The organism is Hymenobacter sp. FMD4, assembly GCF_058932745.1.
Window position 1 is genome coordinate 35,074 of the sequence record NZ_JBZYWH010000010.1, and the last position, 21,172, is coordinate 56,245.

A 21,172-nucleotide genomic window follows, 5' to 3' on the forward strand; every position below is an offset into this window, starting at 1 on the left:
CGAAACCCAGGGTAGTTCGCCGACCTTTCGCCGCCCGCAAAGGCTGCGCAGCCGCACTACTCCACCAGCAGGCGGCGCACGTGGGTGCCGCTGCGCACCAGGTACACGCCCGAGGCTAGCCCGGCGGGCAGCGCCAGCCGGGCCGTGCCGGCCGCGTCGGCCGTGGCCTGGTACACCGGGCGGCCCACCGCATCCAGGACCGTGACGGCGGCATGGGGCGCTACGCCCGTGAGCCGAGCTGCGCCCTGCGTGGGGTTGGGTGACAGCGTTACGTCTTGGTTAACGGCACTGGCCGTGGCCATGACGGGCGCCGCCGGCAGCGCGGCCAGGAAGTTGCTAGTGCCGCTCGCGCTGCCCGCGAAGCTGATGCTGCCGAACGTAGCCGGTGGCGTTGCATTGCCTACGACGTACACGCGGCTACCGCTCACGGCAATGCCCCGCCCCCGGTCATTGCCCGAGCCGCCGGCGCTGGTGGCCCAGGCGTTAGCAAAGGAGCTGGTGGCCGGGGTGCTGCCGGTGCTCGTGTCCACGTACTTGGCCACGAACACGTCATCGCCCCCTGCTCCCGCCAGCACCTGCCCGCCAAAGGTGGCGCTCGTGTTGCTGGCAAAGACCCCCGTCACGTACACGCCCGTGCCGTGCGCGGCAATGCCAAGCCCCAGCTCGTTGCCCGTGCCGCCCGCGCTGGTGGCCCAGGCGTTGGCATAAGAGCTCGTAGCCGCAGTGCTCCCGGTGCTGGTGTCCACGTACTTGGCTACAAATACGTCCAGCCCCCCGGCGCCGGCCAGCGCCTGACCGGCAAAGCTGGCGAAGGTGTTGCTAGAGAAAGTACCCGTCACGTACACACTCGTTCCATTAACCGCGATGCGCTGGCCTAGCTCGGCGCCCGTGCCGCCGGCGCTGGTCGCCCAGGCGTTGGCGAAAGAACTGGTGGCTGGGGTGCTGCCCGTGCTCGTGTCCACGTACTTGGCCACGAATACGTCCTGACCGCCCGCGCCCGCCAGCGCCTGCCCGGCGATGCTAACGAAAGAGTTGCTGGTGAAATCACCGGTTACGTACACGCTGCTGCCGCTCACGGCGATGCCGCGGGCCACATCCCCGGCTGTGCCGCCGCCGCTGGTCGCCCAGCCGTTAGCAAAGGAGCTGGTGGCGGGTGAGCTCCCGGTACTAGTGTCCACGTATTTAGCCACGAACACGTCCCCGGCCCCGGCGCCGGCCAGCGCCTGCCCGGCAAAGCTGGCGCTCGTGTTGCTGGCAAAAAGGCCCGTTACGTACACGCCCGTGCCGCTCACGGCGAGGTCGATGCCTACGTCGTTGCTCGTGCCGCCGCCACTGGTAACCCAGGCGTTGGCAAAGGAGCTGGTGGCCGGGGTGCTGCCCGTGCTCGTGTCCACGTACTTGGCCACGAACACGTCCAGCCCCCCGGCACCGGCCAGCGCCTGCCCGGCGATGCTGGCGCTGGCGTTACTGGTAAACGCTCCCGTTACGTACACGTTCGTCCCGTTCACCGCGATGGCCCGGCCCTCATCAAGGTCCGAACCGCCGCCGCTGGTGGCCCAGGTAAAGGCCTGGGCCGAGGCATCCCACTTGGCCACGAATAGGTCGTCGCTTCCGGCACTTGTCAGCTGGGTGCTGCCAAACCTGACTGTGCCGTTGAAGAAGCCCGTGATGAACACGTTGCCGTTGGCGTCCACGGCCGTGGCTGTGGTCACCGAGGTGCTGGGCGTGCCGGGCGGGTGGTTGCCGCTCAGGGCCAACTGCCAGGCCGGGGTCTGGGCTAGGGCCGGAGCCGCCGGCAGCAAGGCAAGCCCCAGGCTCGCGCACCAGAAACGAAGGGACCGGGTCACTACGGACCCGCGGCCGAATCGGGTAAAGAAGGAGGTCATGAGCAGGGTCAAATTGGTTGTGGAAAGGATTGGTTCGATGCCTAGCGCACCAAAAGCTTGGTGGATAAAGCCTGCCCTTGGGTGCGCACCTGCACCAGGTAGAGGCCCGGCGCCAGCTGGGCCGCCCCGGGCAGCGCTACCGCTTGGCGGCCGGCGCTTAGGCGCGTGGCCGGCAAGGCCAGCACCTGGCGCCCCAGCAGGTCGATTAGGTGCACCTGCACGGTCGCGGCGGCTGCAAGGGTCAGCTCCACCCTGGTGTCGGCGGTGGCGGGGTTGGGCAGCAGGCGCAGCTCGTAGCGCGCGGCCGCGGCGGCGGCACTGGTGACGCTGGCCGGAGCGAGGCGGACGTTGTCCAGGTACAGGGTGTTGCCCAGCTTGGAGTTGAGTTGAAAGCGCAGCTGGAAGTAGGGACCGATCAAGCCGGGGGCGATGGGCACTTGCAGGGGCTGCCAGTCGGAAGCGGCGGTGGGGACGAAGCCGTTGGTGCGCAGCGTGCCCATGGTGTTGAGGTCCGTGCTGGCGTAAGAGGCAGCAATAAACCAGGTCCGGCCGCAGTCGTTGCTGAACTGCACCTGCAGGTTTTCGACCACGGGCGTGGGCAGCTGGGCGTAGGCCCGGTCGAAGGTCAGCACCGGGGGATTACTGGCGCTGAAGGCGCTCAGGTTGATGTTGGGCGAAGTGAGCCAGGTGGTGGTATTGGTGGGCAGCAGATTGCTGCGCACCCACACGCAGGCCGCCCCGTCGCTGGCGACCAGGCCGCCGCTGGGCGGATTGGCCCGCACCCACGCGGCGCCCAGCACCGCGGGTGAAGTCGCCGTCGCAATCCAGTTGCGCGGGTCGGGCGCGGCGAAATTGCTGGGGAAGCTGGCATTCTCGAACGACTCGACTACCGGCCCGGCCAGGCCGGAGTTGGCGCCGGTTACCTGCACCAGCTGCGCCCGGGTGTGCGTAACGCCGCCGCCAGGCGTGCTCGTCACGGTCAGCGTCGCGCTGTACTGCCCGGGGTTCGGGTAGGTCACGGTGGGGTTGGGCAGCGTGGAAGTGGCGGGGCTGCCGCCGGGAAAGCTCCAGCTGTGGGTGCGGGCGGCGCCCGGCGCGTCGTTGTAGGAGTAGTCGGTGAAGGTCACGGAGCCGCCTTCGCAGACGCTGGTGGAAGAAGGCTCAAACGCCACCACCGGGGCACAGGGCGGGGCCACAAAGCCGTCGTTGGTGCCGGTGGCCAGCAGGTTGGCCGCCGTGGTGAGCTGGGCCCGGCAGGGCAGCTGCAGGCCGGCGCGCATCACCGCCCGCTGCCCGGTGGTGAACATGGCCGCGCAGGGGGAGTAGTCCATGTAGTTCTGCACGTTGGCCAGAATGGGCTGGCTGCTGGCATCGGTGCAGGGCGAGAAGGCCAGGTTGCAGACGTACTGGGACCCAATGGTGTTAGGCGTGTCGGCGATGCCGTCGTCAATGCCGCAGTTGGAAGGCAGCCCGGAGTTGTCGTTGGGGCCCCAGGTGTGGGGCAGGCCAAAGTAGTGGCCGACTTCGTGGGTAAGCAGGCGCGACGCTATGTTGCTGGGGTTGGACGTACCGATGCTGCCAAAATACATGTGCCGAATCACGACCCCGGGGTTCGGCTGGGGCGAGCAGGGCCCGAAGGCGTAACCCCCGCCGTACCCGTTGGCCGCGGAGCTCACCCAGATGTTGAGGTATTTGTTTACGGGCCACACCATCAGGCTTTTCATCTGGTTGTCCCCGATGTTGGTCAGCGGCGAGTAAGTGCGGGTGATGCCCGTGGTGCAGTTGCCGTTGGGGTCAAGCTGGGCCAGCCGAAACCGAAATCCCACGTTGGCCAGGCGGGACTGAAACGGCGCAATCACCGTGCTGGTGTCGGCGTTGCGCTTGCTGAAGTCCTCGTTGAGGATGCGCAGCGCGTCGTGCACCTGGGCGTCGGAAATGTTGTTGCTCCCGCCGGTGTGGATAATGTGCACCACCACGGGCACCGTCACGTCGGGCAGAGCCAGCCCCCGGGCCTGCTCGGAAAGGCTGAGCCGGGCGGCCTCCTGCAGAAGGCGGCGGTACTGCTCCTTGTCGCCGGGCTGCTGCACGCGGTCAAACCCGCAGGGGAGCTCGGGGCCGGGGGCGGTCCGTTCGTTGACGCCCGGGGTTTGCGCCCGCCCCGGCGTGGCCAGGCAGGCAACCAGCGCGCCGGCCAGCACGGCCCGGCGCAGGGAAAGTAAACGTTTGAGCATAGGGGTACAGCAGAAAGGTGAGGGGGCAAGGCAGGGTCGGGTACACCCGGAAAGCAGCTGTTGAAGCCGGTGTCCGGCAGGTGGCCCCACCGGTGGCAAGGGTCTTATGGGGCCGATCAGCCCCGGGGACTCACCGCTGGCGCGTAGGGAAGCCGTAGGATAGGCCCACTTGCATGCCCACGGCTTGCAAACGCCGGCGCGCCAGCCCGGTCTCCGGTTTCGTCAGCGAGCTGAGGTAGGCAGTCGCGTTGGGCTGCACGCTGGCCTGCAGACCAGGCCCGAGCTGGTAGCGCAGGTCCAGCCCCGCATTCAGGGCCACGTGGAGCGGGCGGTAAGGGCTTCCAGCGGTGCGCCAGGCCCGCGGGCTCTGCCCGGTGCCGGCGCTGGTCCCCCCTACGTACAGGGCCAGGTCCGGGCCAGCCAGCAGGCCGTACCACAGGCGACCCACCCGGCCGAGGGTATAGTTCACGCGCACCGGTACGCTTACCAGGCGGTAGGTGTCGCGGGCAGTGTACGGAGGAGCCAGCCTCCCACCGGGAAGCAGGACCACCGGGAGCACCGGATACATGCTCTCCACCGCGTATTCCTGATAGCCCACCCCTGCGCTCAGGCCCCAACGTCCCGTCAGCATGCGGTGCGCCTGGAGCTGCAAACTCCAACCGATACCGGGTTGCTCATACTCCGCGCGCCGGTTGGCGGCTGGGGCCCCCGGTCCTAAGCGGATGGGAAAGGGCGGCAGGGAGGCGGGACGCCCCCAGAGGGTAAATTTCTCATTTCCCAACCGCCGGTAGCTACGGGCCGGGCCGGTCAACACCTGGATAGACCAACGCCTGAGTAGTGGGGGAACTGGTTTTACGATTGAGGTGTCAGCGCGCAGGTGCGGGTCGGGTAACGGAAACGCAGCGGCGGCTAGGGCTACCCTGCGCAGGGCTAGCAAGTCAAAGGCCGTCGTGTCGGGCCCGGGCAGGGCGGGGTGCCCTTCGGCAGCCAGGCCAGCCGGTTCGGCACGACCAGCCACGGCTTCCGCCTTTTCGAGCGCGCGAGGCGAGGAAGAGCGTGCCGAGTCGCGCGACTGCCTGGTCCTGGTCACGAATCCGGACTGGTTTTGTTCGGACTGGTTTTGTACGGCCTGGCTTTGGGCAGCTCGGAGCTCCGGTAAAACCAAGCCATGCTTTGAAGAAGGCGATTCGGAACTTGTTTCCCTGGTACGGGCCAGGCTGGGGCGCCGGTCGGGCAGTTGAGCCAGCACCACTGGCTTTCGCAGCCGGCGCGCCCGGCTGCCTGGCAGCACCGTGCCAGCCGGGGTCCGCGGCTGCGCGGCCCGGGTGCGCCGGGTAGCCGACGGTGATCCGGTGGTGGGCATTAGGGGGTAGGCTGCTACGGCCTTTTGACTTGGCGAAATCCTGGTCGCGGCGGCGCTCGAATCCGTCCCGAACAAGTTGGTGGCGACAGGCGACCTTGACCCGCGGCCATTACCAGCCTTAGCCCGCTCAGCCACCGTCGGGGCTGGAGAAGCCGGGCCGGGTGGATAGATAAGAGAAGGGGTGGTGTCGCGTTGGCTCAACCCCGCTCCATTTCCTGCCACGGGTTTTTGTTTGGAAGCTGCCCGCGGCGCTTGGCTGGCACTGCTGCCGCGGTGAGGTTCCCGCAAACGCGAGTCTGGCGCGGGCCAAAAGTGCCAGCTCAGGCCGCTCACCAAAAGCAGTAGCAAGCCCAGCAGCCAGCCTACCTGCCGTTTGCGGCGCCGAAGCTGGGGTTGAACGGCACGGGGAGGGACCTGCGCCTGAACGCGGTTCCACAGCGAGGCCGGCGGCTGCGGGTGGGAGTCGGCCCAGGCGCGGCGCAAAGCGTCAAACAAGTCGTCGGGGTCTCGGTCGTTCATGGGGTTCGGATGCGGTGGGCGGCCACCAAGCGGGTTTCGAGCAAGCGACGGGCGCGGGTCAGCTGCGATTTGGACGTGCTTTCCGTGATGCCCAGCAGCGCGGCAATTTCCGGGTGCGAGTAGCCTTCCACGGCGTAGAGGTTCAGGACGGTGCGGTAGCCCAGGGGCAGGGTTTGCACCACCGCGATGAGGTCGCTGGCAGCCAGCTGCTCCAGCCCCGTGGAATCCGAGGCAGGCAAATGGCCCGTCAATTCGTCCAAGTCAACGCTGCAGGCGGGGTGGCGCAGGCGGTGCTGCTTGGTGGCGTTTAGGGTCGTGGTCACGGCAACGCGATGCGCCCAGGCCTCGAATGGGCCCTCTCCCCGGTATTGTTCGAGGCGGGTAAAGATTTTGACGAAGGTTTCCTGCAGCGCGTCCTCGGCTTCGGCCTGGGTGGGGCAATAGCGCAAACACACGCCCAGTAGGGTGCTGGCAAGCTTCTGGTAGAGCACATACTGCGCCGCTGACTCCCCGCGCCGGCACGCGGCCAGCAGGGCTTCATCAACGACAGCAGTGGAGATAGGCATCCGGATTCGAGGTACGCAAGTGAAATAACCCTTCCCTTGAGTCTTGACAGCTCAAATGCCTTAGCGGCTGCACTTGCTTAAATTAAATTTTCCAAATGAGGGGGATGGAGAAACCTGCTCATTCAAGAGGGAATGCAAAACGGCTTGTCGGTATACGACCTAGGCTCGCCGGTGCCTAAGGGGTGCCGGGCCAGCGGAAGGAAAAGCTGGCGGGTGTGCCGAATACATTTAACTTACAGGACTCTTTAATTCTCCTGCACCGGTGGTACGCTTTCTCCTTTTTTTTGGGCTGCTTTTCAGCCTAGGTCAGGCAGCGCGCGCCCAAGCCACTGCCCCGACATCACTAAGGCTGGCGCGCTGGTGGTGGCAGCCGGCTGGTGCAAGCGCGCTTGAGCGGCCCGACAACACCGGCCCGTGGCGGCCCGCGTACTGGTGCAACACCGCCGTCGACGGGCAGCACAGCCCCGCCCGAGAGTTTTGGGTGCGCTCACGGGTGACCATCAGCGAGTCCCAAAGCCACGACCCCGTTCTGCTGGTGCTGCAGGGTTGGAGCACCGCCTCGGAGGTGTACTGGGACGGCCAGCTGCTACAGCGCAACGGCCGGCTTGGGTCCCGGGGAGAGCAGCCGGGGCGCTGGCACCAGCAACTGCCCCTCACCCCGGCGCAAGCGCAGGCCGGGGCGCACACGCTGCTGGTGCGCGTGTCCAACCAGCAATTTGCCGACCGGCCCTGGCAGCCGGTTGCCACCCTGACCACCTGGCCGCACTTGCTTGCCCGGCAGCAGCAGGAGACGTCCTCGGCTACGCTCATCATCGGGATCCTGGGCGCCTCCGCCCTTTTTTGCGGGCTGTTGTACCTCGGCTTTGCGCGCCAGCGGTCTTACTTGTTTTTAAGCGCCTACTGCGCCTTGCACGCCCTGAAAATCTACGGGGGCCTGCGGGGTACCGCACCCGATGCCAGCCAGGCCGCCTACTTTCTACTGGTTCACGACGTCTCGTACCTGGCCCTGCTGGCCAACAACCTGTGCCTGCTGGCGTTTTTGGTGCTGGAGTTTCGCCTGCCGCAGGGACGCTGGTGGCTGACCGGGGCCCTGGCGTTTTCAATAGCCGCGTACGGGTGGTTGCCCGTAGGCTTGTACTTTGCCGTCTTTACGGTGGTGTTGGTGGCGGCCGGACTGCTGGCCGTGCGGCTTAAGCGCGAAGTCAGCCGCTGGGCGCTGGCCGGCATCGTGGGCCTGACCGGAGTGACGTTTCTGGGCTACCTCTGGCTGCTGCCGCTGGGCTACTACTGGGGCATTGTGTGCTTTATCGGCATCATGGCGTTTTCCATCGGGCGGCAGCTGGTGAAACGTTACCGGGAGCAGCAAGCGGCGCAGCTGCGCTCGGCACGCCTGGAAAACGAGCTGTTGCGCAAAAACATCCAGCCGCACTTTCTGCTCAACACGCTCATGTCCCTGCAGGAGCTCATTGAGCAGAACCCCCGGCAGGCCAATCAACTCATCGACGCTCTGGCCGCTGAATTTGAGTTGGTGTCCAGCATCGCCGAGGAAAAACTCATTTCCATCGAGGACGAGCTGCAGATCTGCCGCACCCACCTTCAAATCATGGGCTTCCGCCGGCAGTCGGAATTTGTGCTCGAAACCCGCGGCCTGCTCGGCACGGAACAAGTGCCGCCGGCCACCTTCCACACCCTGATCGAAAACGGCTTGACGCACGGCTACGCCCGGCGCGGCACCGGGCGCTTTGTGCTCACCAAGGAGCCGCTGGGCCAGGGCGTCCGCTACCGGCTTTTCAACGACAGCGACGCGGCCGCCTGCAGCCGTCCCGTAGTGGAAGGCACCGGCTCGCGCTACGTCAAGATGCGCCTGGAAGAGTCCTTCCCCGGCGCGTGGCGCCTGCGCTCGGCCCCGGTGCATGACGGCTGGGCCGTGGAAATCGACCTGTTGGAAACCTCGCATTAGGGCCATGCGCGTGCTCATTGTCGAAGACGAGGCCCTGGTAGCCAGCCGCATCGTACGCCTGCTGCGCGAAGTGCTGGGCGAGCGGCTCAGCAGCGTGGCCGTGCAGCCTTCGCTGGAAAGCGCGCAGTTTTTTCTGCAGGATACGCCCGTCGACCTGCTGCTGCTTGACTTGAACCTGAACGGGCAAGACGGCTTCGAGCTGCTGCAGCAGGCCGTTGCCGGCTCGTTTCACACCATTGTTGTCTCGGCCAACAGGCAGCGCGCCATCGAGGCCTTTGACTACGGCGTGCTGGACTTCGTGGGCAAGCCGGTGACCGCCGAGCGGCTGCAAAAGGCCTTGGCGCGTTTCGACCACCGCGAACCACGCGCGGCCGCGCCGCTCAAATACCTGGCCGTGCGCCGCCGCAACGCCCTGCGGCTGCTCGACATCGACGAGGTTCTCTTCATCAAGGGCGCCGGCATCTACTCTGAGCTGCACCTGCGCAACGGCACGGTGGAACTCCACGACAAGTCGCTGCAGCGCCTGCAGGAGGTACTACCCCCGGATTTTCAGCGCGTGCACAAGTCCTACATCGTGCGCCTGGTGGACGTGCGCCAGTTGCTCAGCCACGGCTCCAGCAAGTACGAGCTGGAACTGCTCAGCGGGACCGTCCTGCCGGTCGGGCGCGAGCGGTACAAGGAACTTAAACAGGCGCTGGGCTGACCGCCTAGGGGAGCGCGCCATGTCGGCCCAGCCCGAGCCGGGCGGCCCGCGCTGGGTTACCCAACTCCAGAAAACGAGGACACGGATAAGCCCAGGGCATCCCACGGGGCGCGGCTTAGCGCCGTTGGTAAGGGAATAGCGCCGTTCATTAGGTAAGGCGGGCAATGGGGCAGGGGAGGGAATAGGTTTGGGACAGTTCCCGACTTTCACCCCGGTTTCTATGAAAAACCCCTCCGCCCGGCCCCCGGCTCAGGCCCTGACCTGCGCTAGCAAAATACTACTGAGCCACCGCTTCCTGTGGGTGATGGCGCTAGCCAGTGCCCTGGCTACTGAAGCCGCTGCTCAGGTGCCTGCGGCCCCGGCATCCCGGCCCGCAGGGGGTCCTGCCGGTATCCCGACTGGCGCTCCGGGCGCGCCGGCCGTGGCTCCGGTCCTGAGCCCGCTCCCTGCTGCGCGCGGCAACGGCCGCATCAGCGGCGTGGTGCTGGACGGCGCCACCAACAAGCCGGTGGAGTTTGCCACCGTGGCCCTGCTGCCGGCCAGCGGCAGCAAGCCGGTAGACGGCACCGTGGCTGACGAGAAAGGCCGCTTTTCCCTGAAGGGCCTGGCCCCGGGCGCGTACCGCCTGCAGATAAGCTTCCTCGGCTACGGCAGCGTAACGCAGCCGGTAACGCTGGCCGACGGCAAAATGGTGGTCGACCTGGGCAGCGTGGCGTTGACGGCTGCCGCCCGGGAGCTAAACGAAGTAACCGTGACCGGCGAGCGGTCCGTGGTAGAAAGCAAGCCCGACCGCCTGGTGTACAACGCCGCCCAGGACGCCACCAACCAAGGTGGCACCGCGGCCGACGTGCTGCGCAAAGCCCCCATGGTGAGCGTGGACCCCGACGGCAACCTACAGCTGCGCGGCTCAGGCAACGTGACCATCCTGCTAAACGGCAAGCCCTCCGCGGCGGTGGCGGGCGACCTGGCCACGGCCCTTAAGCAGCTGCCCGCCGATCAGATCAAGAGCGTGGAGGTGATTACCTCGCCTTCGGCCAAGTACGACGGCGAAGGCTCGGCCGGCATCATCAACATCGTGCTCAAGGAAAACAACCTGCAGGGCGTGAACGGCAGCGCGGGCCTGGCCCTGGGCACCCGCAACACCAACGCCAACCTGACCCTGAACGTGCGCCAAGGCAAGCTGGCCCTGACCACCGCCCTGAATGGTGCGGCCTTCTACGCTCCCAGGGCCCAGGAAATCAGCCGCGTGGACCGGGACGTGCGCACCGAGGTAAACGGGCAGCCACTACTTACCACGGGCCGCCTGTTTCAGCGCAACGACGCCTGGGGCCTGGGCGCGGGTAGCCAGGGGCGCATTGGCCTGGAATACGAGCCCGCTCCCAACCACGCCTTTGGCCTGACCTTCAGCACTGCCCTGCTCACCAACCGCTTCGACATCGACGTCAACAACCGCTACACCCTGGACGAAGGCCAGCCCACGACCACCCAACCGCTGTTTGGCAACTACACCCGCGAGCAAGTAGTCAATAATGCCGTGCGCACCTACGACCTGCAGGGCTCCTACACTCGCAGCTTCGGCAAAAGCCGACGCGAGTGGACCGTGCTGGCCCAGCATAGCCGCAACCGCCGGCAGAGCGAATACGACGTGACGCAGTTTCCGCTCCTGAACCCCGACTTCAACAACCCCAACTACCGCGAGGAAAGCCCCAACCTAGCCCGCAACCTCGAAACAACCCTGCAAACCGACTACGTGCACCCCATGGGGGCGGCACAAACCGTGGAAGTAGGCGCCAAGATGATTCAGCGCACGGTGCTGAGCGACTACGAGGTGTTCCGCACCAACCCGGGCACCGGCGTATTCGGCCTGGAGCCCAGCCTGAGCAATAAGTTCAACTACGACCAGGACGTGCTGGCCGGCTACACCACCTACGGCCTGAGCGTGGGCAAAAAGTACAGCGCGCGCCTGGGCGTTCGCGTGGAGCGCACCGACCTGCGCGGCAACTTCCAGAGCCAGGAAAACGAGTTCCGGCTGGGCTACACCAACGTGCTGCCCAACCTGGCCCTGACGCGCAACCTCAAGCAGCCGGGCTCCTCGCTGCGGGCCACGTACTCGCGCCGCATCCAGCGTCCCAGCATCTTCTTTCTCAACCCGTACCGCAACGAGTCGGACCCGCGCACCATTCAGCAGGGCAACCCCGAGCTCGACGCGGAATTCACCGACAACTACGAGCTGAACTGGAATACCCTGGCCAAGGGTACCAGCCTTAACGTGTCGTTGTTCACGCGGCAGACCAACAACGCCATCGAGCAAGTGTACAGCACCGACGATGCCGGCCGGGTGCTCACCACCTACGGGAACGTAGCCCGCAACCAGACTTACGGCCTCAACCTGTTCGGCTCGGCCAAGCCCCGGCCCAAGTGGAACATCAGCGGCAACCTCAGCGCCTACTACGTGTACCTGCGCAGCAACCTGCTAAACACCAGCAACCGCGGCGTGGTGTACTCGGCTAACCTCAACACGGGCTACAAGCTGGGCAAAGGCTTTAGTGCCCGGCTGTTTGCCATGGTCAACTCGCCGCGCATCCAACTGCAGGGCCGCAATTCGCCCTGGCGGACCTACTCATTGAGCCTGCGCAAAGAACTGTGGCAGGGCAAAGGCGACCTGACCCTGAACGCCGACAACCCGTTCGGCCGCTACGCTCGCTTGGCCACTCAATTTGACAATGGCCAGTCGGTGTCGGCCAACACCACCTACGTCTACAACCGCGGCGTGCGCGTGGCCTTCGCCTACCGCTTCGGCAAGGTGGAAAACAAGCCCAGCCGCCCCAAGCGCAGCATCGGCAACGACGACCAGAAAACCGGCGACGGCGACAACGGGCCGGGAAGCAACTGACCCAGAAGCCGCCAGAATTCATTGCTTTAAATCACCCGCCACAGCCAGGCAGCAGCTCCAAGCTTTCCTCCGCGAGGGTGGGGGAGGGCCGGGTTGCGCGGCCAGGACCTATCGACTAAGCGGTCGGGTTTGGGACACCGCCACCTTCCCGATCCTGAAAATTAATTCCCCGCACCAGGGTACCGCTGCTCGCCGCACGAAAGCAAAACCACCATGAAGTCCTACTTGATATTGATCCTGTTTCTGTTGACAGCAACCGCTGGTTTTGGTCAGAAGGTAGAGCTACTGACCGTCGATCGCTTAAACAAGCGAATAAAGCAGGGCAAGGACACTACTTATATTATCAACTTCTGGGCCACGTGGTGTGCACCCTGCATAAAAGAGCTGCCCCACTTTGAAAAACTGCAGCAGCAGAAAAAGGCCGAGAAGCTAAAAGTGCTCCTGGTTAGCGTTGATAGTAAAGATCGATTAAATAAGTCGGTAACACCCTTGGTAAAGCGGTCTGGACTGAGAACTGAAGTGTTTCTTCTGGATGAAATAGACCCTCAGGTCTACATCGACAAGGTAAACAAAACGTGGAGCGGCTCTATTCCCGCAACCCTTTTTGTAAAAGGCAAAACCCAAAAGCTGCTTGAAAAGGAATTCACCTATTCAACGCTTTTACAAGAGTATCAACGCTTCAAATAACCTCCCATGAAAAACTCGTTCACATTGCTGGGCTTCTTTGTTTTTTTATCCTGTGCAAACACCGATGAAAGCGTAATAAAAACGCTTGAGCCGGGAGATAGCACTGCTGGATTTAAGCTAAAAAATATCGACGGGCGAATGGTCTCGCTGGAAGATTACCCCGAAGCCAAGGGGATAATCGTGGTTTTTACCTGCAATACCTGTCCCGTTGCCATCAAGTACGAAGATCGCATCATAGCACTGGATAAAAAATACAAGCCCAAGGGCTATCCTGTTATTGCGATCAATCCCAATCCACCACGGCTTTTTTCGGGTGAGTCATTTGAGCAGATGCAGAAAAAGGCCCAAACCAAAGGCTTTACTTTTCCTTTCTTGTTTGATGAAGGACAACTAGTTACCAACCAGTTTGGAGCGAGGGCAACCCCACATTTCTTTCTTTTGACAAAAGAAACTTCTAAATACCGGGTATTGTATACCGGGGCCTTGGACAACGATAATTGGAACAGAAATAACCAAAAGGCATTATACGTTGAAGATGCCATTAACGCCTTGGAAGCCGGGCAAGCTATTAAGGTTACGACGACAAAAGCATTGGGCTGCGCAGTGAAAAGATCTTGAAACAGGACTACAGGCAAACGTCGATAGGGATTAAGGCTATTGGGCAACGGGGGCACAGATGTGGCGAGATAAAGTATCTGCTTAAACCGCCAACCCTAATTCGCAAACACCCTTCCAGTAACCCGTCGCCATAATCCGCTAGCAGACCTCAGGACACTACATAAACGCTCGTTTATAAAATGTCCAAGCAGCCGCTACCTTTACCGCACTCCCACCTGCCCACTGCCCACCTATGCCCGCCTTCGTCGCCTACTACCGCGTGAGCACCGCCAAGCAGGGACAGTCCGGGCTGGGGCTGGAAGCGCAGCGCAACATGGTGCAGGCGTTCATCAAGGACGGGGTACTGCTGGGGGAGTTCACGGAGGTAGAGTCGGGCAAGCACGCCGCCCGGCCGCAGTTGCAGCAAGCCATGCAGCTGGCCAAGGCGCACGGGGCGGTGCTGGTCATCGCCAAGCTCGACCGGCTCAGCCGCAACGTCTCGTTTATTGCTTCCCTGATGGACGCGGGGGTGGAGTTCGTGGCCACCGACCAGCCGCAGGCCAACAAGTTCACCGTGCACATCTTCGCCGCCCTCGCGGAGCAGGAGCGCGACCTGATCTCGGAGCGCACGCGCAAGGCGCTGGCCGTGCTCAAAAGCCAGGGCCGGCCGTTGGGCTCGCCGCAAAACCTGACCGCTGAAGCCCGGCAGAAGGGATTAGAAGCACGTCAGACCAACGCCCGCAGCAGTGAGGCCAACCGGCAGGCCACGGCGCTGGTCGTCGCCAGGATGGCCCAGCAGGCGAGCTACAGCCAGGTCGCGGCGGAGCTCAACGCCCTAGGGTTCCGCACCCGGCGCGGAGCGGCCTACACCCACAAGCAGGTGCAACGGCTCTGGGAGCGCGCCACCCCCGACAGCCAGGGCTAACGCAGAGCTAGCCGGAGGTGTCACGTTCCATAAGCCCGTGTGATCGGACCTAATCGAAGCTTGACCCGCAGCTGGAGCAGGAAGCGCAGCGCCAGGTGGCCCAGCAGCGCATCCACCAAGCCCCGCAGCAGCACAGCCGCGGCGGTGGGATAAGGAGGTAGGCGCTTTTACGTGCTGTAAACCGTCCTCTCCAGTATGTAAAAAGCCTGCTGACTGTTTCAACTACCGTTTGGGTAAGCTAATCTGCAACCTTAGTGCACGGTTAGGAAATTGGTAATTTCGGAGCCCAGAGGCCTTAGCTACCCATCTACATTTCCTCTGGAGTATGCGATGCACAAAAGCTCGTTTTATAAGCAGGTGACCAAGTATAATCCCCTTTTTCGCAACGCAAAGGGTCACTACTTGCCCGACGAGTGGTACCTGTTTACTCAGGTGGGCGACGAGTTTGCTGGCCAGCGTTTACGCCTTGAAGAGTATCTGGCCGTCGAAGCGCGGTATGTCCAGGCTGCGCAACTCTTTTTCGCGGGTGCGGCGCAGGTCAAACTCGAGTCCGTGGAAGTCCACTGGGCAGGTGAGATGGACGAGGCGCTCACAGCAGTATATAAGCAAGTTGAAAACAACGTTTGCTCCTTTCCCTATTCAGATTTAGGGGCCCTGGTGGCCTTAGCTCTGCGCGAATGCCTCTGGTTTCGGTTGGTTGACGACACTTAGACCAAAGCCCTAGAATTTGGCTACGACTTCTACATGCACTTAGGATTCGAGGTCCCAGACCCAGAGTGTTTCCGAAAAATTGAACAGCTAGGGCTCTTTGTGGAGTGAGCTTACTGCAATACCTGGAGATACGTAAATACCCCAATGGCAGCTCTATACCAGGCAAAGTACCACGCCGGCAGCCTCACGCTTAGGAAGGCCAAAACCACCACTTTTCCAAGGTGGCGTGTATAACTAAACTTATGTTTAGAAAGGATTCCGCTATATGCCTCCGCTTGATAGGAGTTGCAACTCTTCATTTTGTCTAACTTGTGCTTGGCAAAAAGGTAGCGTCTTTGCTCCCCATTCAATGAAGCTGTTATTTGTTTGTTTGCTCCTGGGTGGCTTGCAGTTGGGCTGTCAGCAGTCATCGGTACGCAACAGAACATGCCAACGACGGCCTGTAGCGTTGTCTGTGAACAATGATAGTTTCATCGATACCTTGGCTCAAGCACGAATTATCCTCAATGATTCTTTACTCGTGCAGGACTCCTACGCCAGCCTCAAAACGGGTTCCGAATATTGGGTCAAAGACTTTTCCGTATGCCCAGGCCGACACACTATTCATGTGGATTTCGGTCGCTACCAACGGGACACCGTCCTGCTCATCCAGGGCAACCAATCCCTCCTGGTGAGCATGAATCACGACACTATACGGGGACTAGAATTCAATTACGGCATTGCTATTGCGTTAATCAACCATGACGAAGCGTGGCGGAACCGCATCGATTGACTTCCCGAAAACGCTACTCATAAGCCAAATGATCGGGCTGCACTAAATTCTAGAAGGGCCATTACGTAAAGCGACAGAACCCAGATGAACCCCGCGCTGGTTGCACTGCCCCACTTTTCCTAAAGTTCTATTTGCCTAGGCCCGGAAAAGTACTTGCTTTCGCGTCTACGAAACACATCCTGCGTTGCAAAGGGCTGCTGGACACCAGGGGTAGGGCTGGCTTCTTTCGTTCACCGAAAGAAGGGCATGTAGCGCCGTTCAGGCTTGCTTAGCTCGGGCATAAGTCAATCCTTCTTCCACGGTCGCAAAGTAGAGGCATGGACGAAAGGTTACCGGGTTTTCCGGCCGGTGCTCCTCCCGTAGCAACAGGTCCATCACCGACTTCATTTCCGGGCTTAACTGGCAAAAAATAGTGTCGCCCGTCCAATCCGCTTCGGCCTGCCACATTGCCATTTCAACTCCCAACACATTGGACCACCGCCACGCGCAGCAGTCGTAGAGCAGGCTGTGTACGCGGGCGCGGTTCGCCGCCGCTTCCTTGCCCCGCAGGAACTCCCACAGCACCGCCTCGTCCTCCACCTGGTAGGCGGCAGGCAGCGTAACCATGGCAATGCCTTCGGTCACCGCAATGGAAAGGCGTTTCGGGGCGCGCTTCTGCTGCGCTTGTTTGCGCATAAACCACCAAGTAACTAGTAGTGCGGTGGTCAGGGCTGCTAACAAAACGAAATACATAAACATATGTTAGGGCGGTAATTTAAATTTAAACAGCCACCGTCGTTCGGATAGGAACCGCTAAGGGCCCGTTATCATGCCGTATGCCAAGTGGCACCCGAGTGGGGGTAAGGTGCTGAGATCAAACTTACCGCTGTCGTAGAAGTCAAACTATGTTAACCAGGGTAGCTAATGCGACTTATTAAACACATCCTCAAATAACCGCATCAGGGCCGATAAGGCAGGAAGACGAGGGTGTCAAGTCGAACCAGCGGTACACCCAGTGCGTGCAGGTGCAGGATGCACTCGACGTCGTACGTTGAAGTCTGCACCACGCCCTAGGCTCTGGATAGAGGGCCACGCCTTAAAATATTTTTCATGTAAAAATGTCCGACGTCAGACGCCGAGGCATTTTTATCTTTTAGCAACTGGCCTATTCCACGGCCAGGCGCACGGCCTGGCGGCCGCTGCGCACCACATACACGCCTGCCGGCAACGCAGACGGCAGCACCAGACGGGCCGTGCCCGTAGCATCGGCCGTGGCCGAGAGCATCAACTGCCCGTGCACGCTGTATACCTGCACCGCCGCCCCGGCGGCGGCCCCGGTCAGGGTGGTGGCCCGGCCCGGGTTGGGCGCCAGGGCCAGGCCGCGGGCCGACGAGCCCGGAAGCGCGACAGCTTGCACCGGCGAGGTATCGAATGTGCCGTCGGTATCGACCAGCCGCAGGCGGTAGTAGAGCAGCCCCGCGCCGGCCGGCAGCTGGGCATCGAGCCAGCCGTAGCGGCGCGGGGCGTTGCTGCTGCCGGCCGCCGCCACCGTGCCCACGCGGGCGAAGGCCACGCCGTCGTTGCTGCGCTCCACCTCAAACTGCTGGCTGTTCGCTTCCGCGGCCGTGGTCCAGGCCAGGCGCACGGCCGCCGCGCCCTGGCGCTCGGCCGTGAAGCTGACGAGCTCCACCGGCAGCGGATTGAGGGTACTGCCCAGCGTCCAGACCGAGAAGCCATTGATGCCGGTCTTGGTCACCACGTTCGCGCTTAGCGTGACCGGACCCTGCGGTTGCCACGGGCCGGCCGTGCCGCTCGTGGACTTGAACAAGGCCAGGTTGGCCGGCGCGATGCCGTTGAGCTCGTGGTCGAGGTAGCGGAAAGCCATCGTCACGTTCAGGCCCGTGTTCTGGGTGGCCACGATGTCGTAGTAACGCCGGATGCTCTGGCTCGAGCCCGTGCCGCTCAGGGCCGAGCCCGTCACGCGTGTAACCTGAGTGGCACCGGGCGCCGTCGAGCCGGGGGCGGGCGTCAGCGTCAAGCCCAGCCCGCCGAACGTCTGCGCCGTGCCGGGCGTCAGGGTACGGCTGACCACCACTTTGCCGGTCACGTAGCTGGTGGCGGTTTCGCTCAGGGTTGCCGAGCCGCCTAAGTTCACCTGATAGGCGCCGGTCGTGAGCGTGCCGCTGCTCAGGGTCAGGGCCCCGTTGATGGTCAGGTGCTGGCTGAGCTGCACCGTGCCGCTGGGCTTGTTGACGACCACCGTGGTAAAGCCGCCGGCGTGGCCCAAGGTTTGGGTGGCGGCGCTGCCCACAAAGGCCAACGTGCCGCTTAGGGTGGCCGTGCCGTTGTTGGTGAAGCCGCCGTTTACCTGCAGCGTGGCAGTGCTGCCCACCGTCAGCGCGCCGCCCGCGTCGATGGTCAGGCCATTCACCGGGTAGGTGCCGGCTGGCAGGCTGGGGTAGCTGGTCCGGCCGGTGGGAATCACAACGCTGGTGGCCGCATCGGGCACTTTGCCGAAGCTCCAGTTGGCGCAGTTCGTCCAGTCGGAGCTGGCCCCCAGCCACGTGGTGGTGGGGGTGGCCGGTACACTCACCGTTACTTTGGCCCGGGCGGTACTGCGATTGCCGCCGGCGTCGGTCACCACCAATTGCACGTAGTGCGGGCCGGTTTCGGCACAGGTATACGTGAGGGAAGTGGCGGCGGTAGCGGCGGCCGCATAATACTCGTAGGTCGCCGTCACGGCCAGCTTCTTGGTCGTGCCCGGACAAGGGTCGCCAAAGGTGGTGGCGTTGGCAACGATGCTGCCCGTGTTGTTGCCCAGCAGGGCATTGCCTACGACGGTCGTGCTGTTGCTGGCGTGGCAGGCGCTGACGGCGTAGTTGCCGGACGTGCCCGTGGGCGTGCCGTAGCTGGCAAATCTGATGGCCGTGAAGATGCCGCCGTTGGGAGCCGTAAGCGTGAGCGTGCCGTTCTGGGCTACTTCCCCGGAAATAGTACCGACCACGTATTTCTGCAGGCTCAGGGCGCTGGCGGGGGCGGGGCCGCAGTTAGCCGTGCTGCCGTTGTTTACCTGGGCGGTCGTGACAGCGACGGTACTAGTGGCGTCGAGCGGGGCGCTTACGTCCCGGGCCGTGGCCACGGGGGCCGGGCACACGGTGAACACCCCGGCCGCCGACACCGAGAAGGGCACCGATACCACCTGCACGTAGCCGGCGGCGGTGTTCAGGAGGGTCGCTCCCAGCGCCACTCCGTTAATCGAGACCTGCACGCCCAAGTCGTAGGGGCCGGCGCCGCAGCATTGGCGCTGGGCCAGCTGGAAGCGCACCCGGTAAGTGCCGGCAGCCAAGCTCAGGGCTTGCTCCACGTAGGGGCCGGCCAGCTGCAACAGCGCCAGGCGGGCCGTGCCGTCGGGCGGGGCGGGCGGGGAAAAGGGGCTGGCCGTGGTCGAGATGGCCGCGTTGCCGCCGTTGCCGGCAAAGGTCCAGCCCGTGACCGTGGTCGGGCTGTAGGTGATGGCGCCCGCGGGAGCCCCCGTTTCGAAGCTGCCGTTGGCCACGCCCCCGCTCACCACCGTGCCGCTGGCGTTGAGCAGCTCCACTTGGTCGAGGTACACGGTACGGTCGCCGGCGCTGCCGCCGGTGGCTTGCAGGCGCAGCACGGGCGTGAGCGTGGAGGTGGCAACGCCGCCCGCCGTGGCTAGCGTCACGGCTCCGCTGGTGCTGCCCGCGCCCACCGCGAAGCTGAAGCCCGTACTGGTAGCCGCGGGGGTGCCCAGCACGGTGCCGGCCGTGCCGTTCACGCGCACGGTGGTCGGGTTGCTTAGGTTGGTGCCGGTCACGGCGACGGCGGTGCCGGTGGGGCCGCTGCCGGGCGTAAAGCTGCTGATGGTCGGGGCGGGGACGGTTACCGTGAAGCTGTTCGTGTTGGAATTGGGACTCACGGCCTGGCCCGCGCTTTGGGCCGTGGCCAGCACCGTGTAGGTGCCGGGGGCCAGGGCCGTGGGCTGCACTAAGCTAAACGTGCCGCCCGCCGTGGCCGTGACGGTGCCCTGCAAGGCACCGCTGAGGAACACGCGCACCGTGCTGCCGGCCGGGGCCGTGCCGCTGTAGGTGGGCGTGGTGGAGGCGGTGGAGCTGCCATTGGCCGGCGCCGTCACGACGGGGGCGGCTGTTTGTGGGGCCGTAATGGTCATGGACCCGCCGTAATAATCAATAGTACTGGTGGTCCCGTAGCTGATGGCACTGCTCCCGGTGGGCATTACCCACGACGAGCCGCCGCCCCCGCCGCCGCCGATAAAGTTACTGGTACTGCCATTGTAAGCCCCGCCGCCGCCGCCGTAATAACCGCCGCCGCCGCCGCCGCCGCCGTTTGCACCCGCACCGCCAACGTTATTGTTGCCCGCTGCGCCGCGCTGCGACGTGCCCGGCGCGGTTTGCGTAGCGCCGCGGCCTATATAGGTAATGTCGGAAATAGTGGAGCCATTGCCCCCAATAGGGGTACCACCGGCCCCACCAAAATTGTAATGCTCCACACAAGGGTTGCTGGTTTCGGAACCGGCGCCACCCGCCACCAGCAGTGCATTGCGGCTCGAGAGGTAGTCGCCGGTGCTGGCGCCGCTGCGCCGCAGGTCGGTAGCGCCAGCACCGGTGCCGTTGCCGCCATTCCCGCCTCCTCCGTTGTAGCCGATAGGAATCCCCCCGCCACCGCCACCGCCACCGCAGGGCACACCACCAGACGCGCCGTGGCTGCCCACCACCACCGTAAGAATTTCATTGGGCGTTACCGTTACGGTAGCCCGCACCACAGCTGCGCTGGTGGATATAGCACCCGCGGACCCCACGATTGCACCCGTGGCTACCACTTGCAGCTGGGTTACGCCGGCCGGCACCACGTAGGTCTGAGGGCCGCCGGTGCAGGAGTAAGTAACCGTCTGCGCACGGGCCCCACTCACCCACCCCACTAGTAAGAAAAGCAACAGCCAATGGATGCAGGACACGGGCCGGAAAGCAGCGAAGAAGTTTACCATCCGAAAGAAAGTAGACCAGTTAATGAAACCACGGGTCTGCTTCCTGACTAGAAAAGGTTACCGCAACTTTCAACAAAAGTAGAATTGTACAAGCAAAGTTATGACATGGCAACAGATAGCAGACCGCCGTATCGCAGGTTAGAGCGATACGGCGGTCGGGCACGGGCGCAACCAGGCGTTTCACGCCGCCACCCGCTCAGAGCAGCTGGTGACCTAGTCTTGCAAGCGCCTGCTGATGAACGGCATTGTCTGCTGGAACTAGCTGCACCTCTCCCAGCACCGGGCCCGGCTGCCGCCCGCGCACCAGGCCGCCGCGCTGGCCTCGCTCCCGCTTTCCGCCGTGCCCTCCTGCCG

14 protein-coding genes are annotated in these 21,172 nt (G+C 63.6%); 8 read left to right on the top strand and 6 right to left on the bottom strand.

The window, feature by feature from the left end; genetic code table 11:
* Nucleotides 1–56 precede the first annotated feature (56 nt).
* The 4 genes from AC5FXY_RS11320 to AC5FXY_RS11335 all read right to left on the bottom strand — a co-directional run bounded on the left by AC5FXY_RS11320 (nt 57) and on the right by AC5FXY_RS11335 (nt 6,565).
* The gene (locus tag AC5FXY_RS11320) at nt 57–1,886 is read right to left on the bottom strand and encodes a hypothetical protein (protein ID WP_493556784.1); all 1,830 of its coding nucleotides are present in this window, start codon (nt 1,884–1,886) and stop codon (nt 57–59) included.
* A 41-nt stretch (nt 1,887–1,927) separates the two neighbouring features.
* A complete protein-coding gene (locus AC5FXY_RS11325) occupies nt 1,928–4,117 on the bottom strand; it encodes a M43 family zinc metalloprotease (protein WP_493556785.1) in 2,190 nt (729 codons plus the stop codon).
* A gap of 130 nt (nt 4,118–4,247) precedes the next feature.
* Nucleotides 4,248–5,999, bottom strand: coding sequence for a hypothetical protein (locus AC5FXY_RS11330; protein ID WP_493556786.1), 1,752 nt, complete (start codon nt 5,997–5,999; stop codon nt 4,248–4,250).
* Nucleotides 5,996–6,565, bottom strand: coding sequence for an RNA polymerase sigma factor (locus tag AC5FXY_RS11335; RefSeq protein ID WP_493556787.1), 570 nt, complete (start codon nt 6,563–6,565; stop codon nt 5,996–5,998). Before AC5FXY_RS11335 ends, AC5FXY_RS11330 begins: the two co-directional genes overlap by 4 nt.
* Before the next feature lie 262 nt (nt 6,566–6,827).
* On the opposite strand from AC5FXY_RS11335, the gene AC5FXY_RS11340 reads away from it, so the two are divergent.
* The 8 genes from AC5FXY_RS11340 (at nt 6,828) to AC5FXY_RS11375 (ending at nt 15,813) form a co-directional block, all read left to right on the top strand.
* Nucleotides 6,828–8,525 (top strand): histidine kinase, encoded by a 1,698-nt coding sequence (locus AC5FXY_RS11340; protein ID WP_493556788.1) that lies wholly within the window; start codon nt 6,828–6,830, stop codon nt 8,523–8,525.
* Between the two features lie 4 nt (nt 8,526–8,529).
* Nucleotides 8,530–9,228, top strand: a complete 699-nt coding sequence (locus AC5FXY_RS11345; protein WP_493556789.1) for a LytR/AlgR family response regulator transcription factor — start codon at nt 8,530–8,532, stop codon at nt 9,226–9,228.
* Nucleotides 9,229–9,448: 220 nt separating this feature from the next.
* A complete protein-coding gene (locus tag AC5FXY_RS11350; RefSeq protein ID WP_493556790.1) occupies nt 9,449–12,121 on the top strand; it encodes a TonB-dependent receptor in 2,673 nt (890 codons plus the stop codon).
* Between the two features lie 213 nt (nt 12,122–12,334).
* The gene (locus AC5FXY_RS11355) at nt 12,335–12,808 is read left to right on the top strand and encodes a TlpA disulfide reductase family protein (protein WP_493556791.1); all 474 of its coding nucleotides are present in this window, start codon (nt 12,335–12,337) and stop codon (nt 12,806–12,808) included.
* A gap of 6 nt (nt 12,809–12,814) precedes the next feature.
* A complete protein-coding gene (locus AC5FXY_RS11360) occupies nt 12,815–13,426 on the top strand; it encodes a thioredoxin family protein (RefSeq protein WP_493556792.1) in 612 nt (203 codons plus the stop codon).
* Between the two features lie 232 nt (nt 13,427–13,658).
* Nucleotides 13,659–14,330: a recombinase family protein gene (locus AC5FXY_RS11365; RefSeq protein WP_493556793.1), complete on the top strand. Its 672-nt coding sequence runs from the start codon at nt 13,659–13,661 to the stop codon at nt 14,328–14,330.
* 330 nt (nt 14,331–14,660) lie between these two features.
* Nucleotides 14,661–15,041 carry a hypothetical protein gene (locus AC5FXY_RS11370; RefSeq protein ID WP_493556794.1) on the top strand — a complete coding sequence of 127 codons (381 nt, stop codon included), beginning with the start codon at nt 14,661–14,663 and terminating at the stop codon, nt 15,039–15,041.
* 349 nt (nt 15,042–15,390) lie between these two features.
* Nucleotides 15,391–15,813: a hypothetical protein gene (locus tag AC5FXY_RS11375; RefSeq protein WP_493556795.1), complete on the top strand. Its 423-nt coding sequence runs from the start codon at nt 15,391–15,393 to the stop codon at nt 15,811–15,813.
* Nucleotides 15,814–16,071: 258 nt separating this feature from the next.
* Here the strand turns inward: AC5FXY_RS11375 and AC5FXY_RS11380 are convergent, their stop codons facing one another.
* On the bottom strand, nt 16,072–16,545 hold the full coding sequence (locus AC5FXY_RS11380) for a hypothetical protein (protein WP_493556796.1): 474 nt from the start codon (nt 16,543–16,545) through the stop codon (nt 16,072–16,074).
* 412 nt (nt 16,546–16,957) lie between these two features.
* On the bottom strand, nt 16,958–20,788 hold the full coding sequence (locus AC5FXY_RS11385) for an Ig-like domain-containing protein (RefSeq protein WP_493556797.1): 3,831 nt from the start codon (nt 20,786–20,788) through the stop codon (nt 16,958–16,960).
* Between the last annotated feature and the right edge of the window lie 384 nt (nt 20,789–21,172).

Bases quoted from the DNA above. Each gene is read 5' to 3' on its own strand.
- AC5FXY_RS11320 (WP_493556784.1), bottom strand. From the start codon at position 1,886: ATGACCTCCTTCTTTACCCGATTCGGCCGCGGGTCCGTAGTGACCCGG.
- AC5FXY_RS11325 (WP_493556785.1), bottom strand. From the start codon at position 4,117: ATGCTCAAACGTTTACTTTCCCTGCGCCGGGCCGTGCTGGCCGGCGCG.
- AC5FXY_RS11330 (WP_493556786.1), bottom strand. From the start codon at position 5,999: ATGAACGACCGAGACCCCGACGACTTGTTTGACGCTTTGCGCCGCGCC.
- AC5FXY_RS11335 (WP_493556787.1), bottom strand. From the start codon at position 6,565: ATGCCTATCTCCACTGCTGTCGTTGATGAAGCCCTGCTGGCCGCGTGC.
- AC5FXY_RS11345 (WP_493556789.1), top strand. From the start codon at position 8,530: ATGCGCGTGCTCATTGTCGAAGACGAGGCCCTGGTAGCCAGCCGCATC.
- AC5FXY_RS11350 (WP_493556790.1), top strand. From the start codon at position 9,449: ATGAAAAACCCCTCCGCCCGGCCCCCGGCTCAGGCCCTGACCTGCGCT.
- AC5FXY_RS11355 (WP_493556791.1), top strand. From the start codon at position 12,335: ATGAAGTCCTACTTGATATTGATCCTGTTTCTGTTGACAGCAACCGCT.
- AC5FXY_RS11360 (WP_493556792.1), top strand. From the start codon at position 12,815: ATGAAAAACTCGTTCACATTGCTGGGCTTCTTTGTTTTTTTATCCTGT.
- AC5FXY_RS11365 (WP_493556793.1), top strand. From the start codon at position 13,659: ATGCCCGCCTTCGTCGCCTACTACCGCGTGAGCACCGCCAAGCAGGGA.
- AC5FXY_RS11370 (WP_493556794.1), top strand. From the start codon at position 14,661: ATGCACAAAAGCTCGTTTTATAAGCAGGTGACCAAGTATAATCCCCTT.
- AC5FXY_RS11375 (WP_493556795.1), top strand. From the start codon at position 15,391: ATGAAGCTGTTATTTGTTTGTTTGCTCCTGGGTGGCTTGCAGTTGGGC.
- AC5FXY_RS11380 (WP_493556796.1), bottom strand. From the start codon at position 16,545: ATGTATTTCGTTTTGTTAGCAGCCCTGACCACCGCACTACTAGTTACT.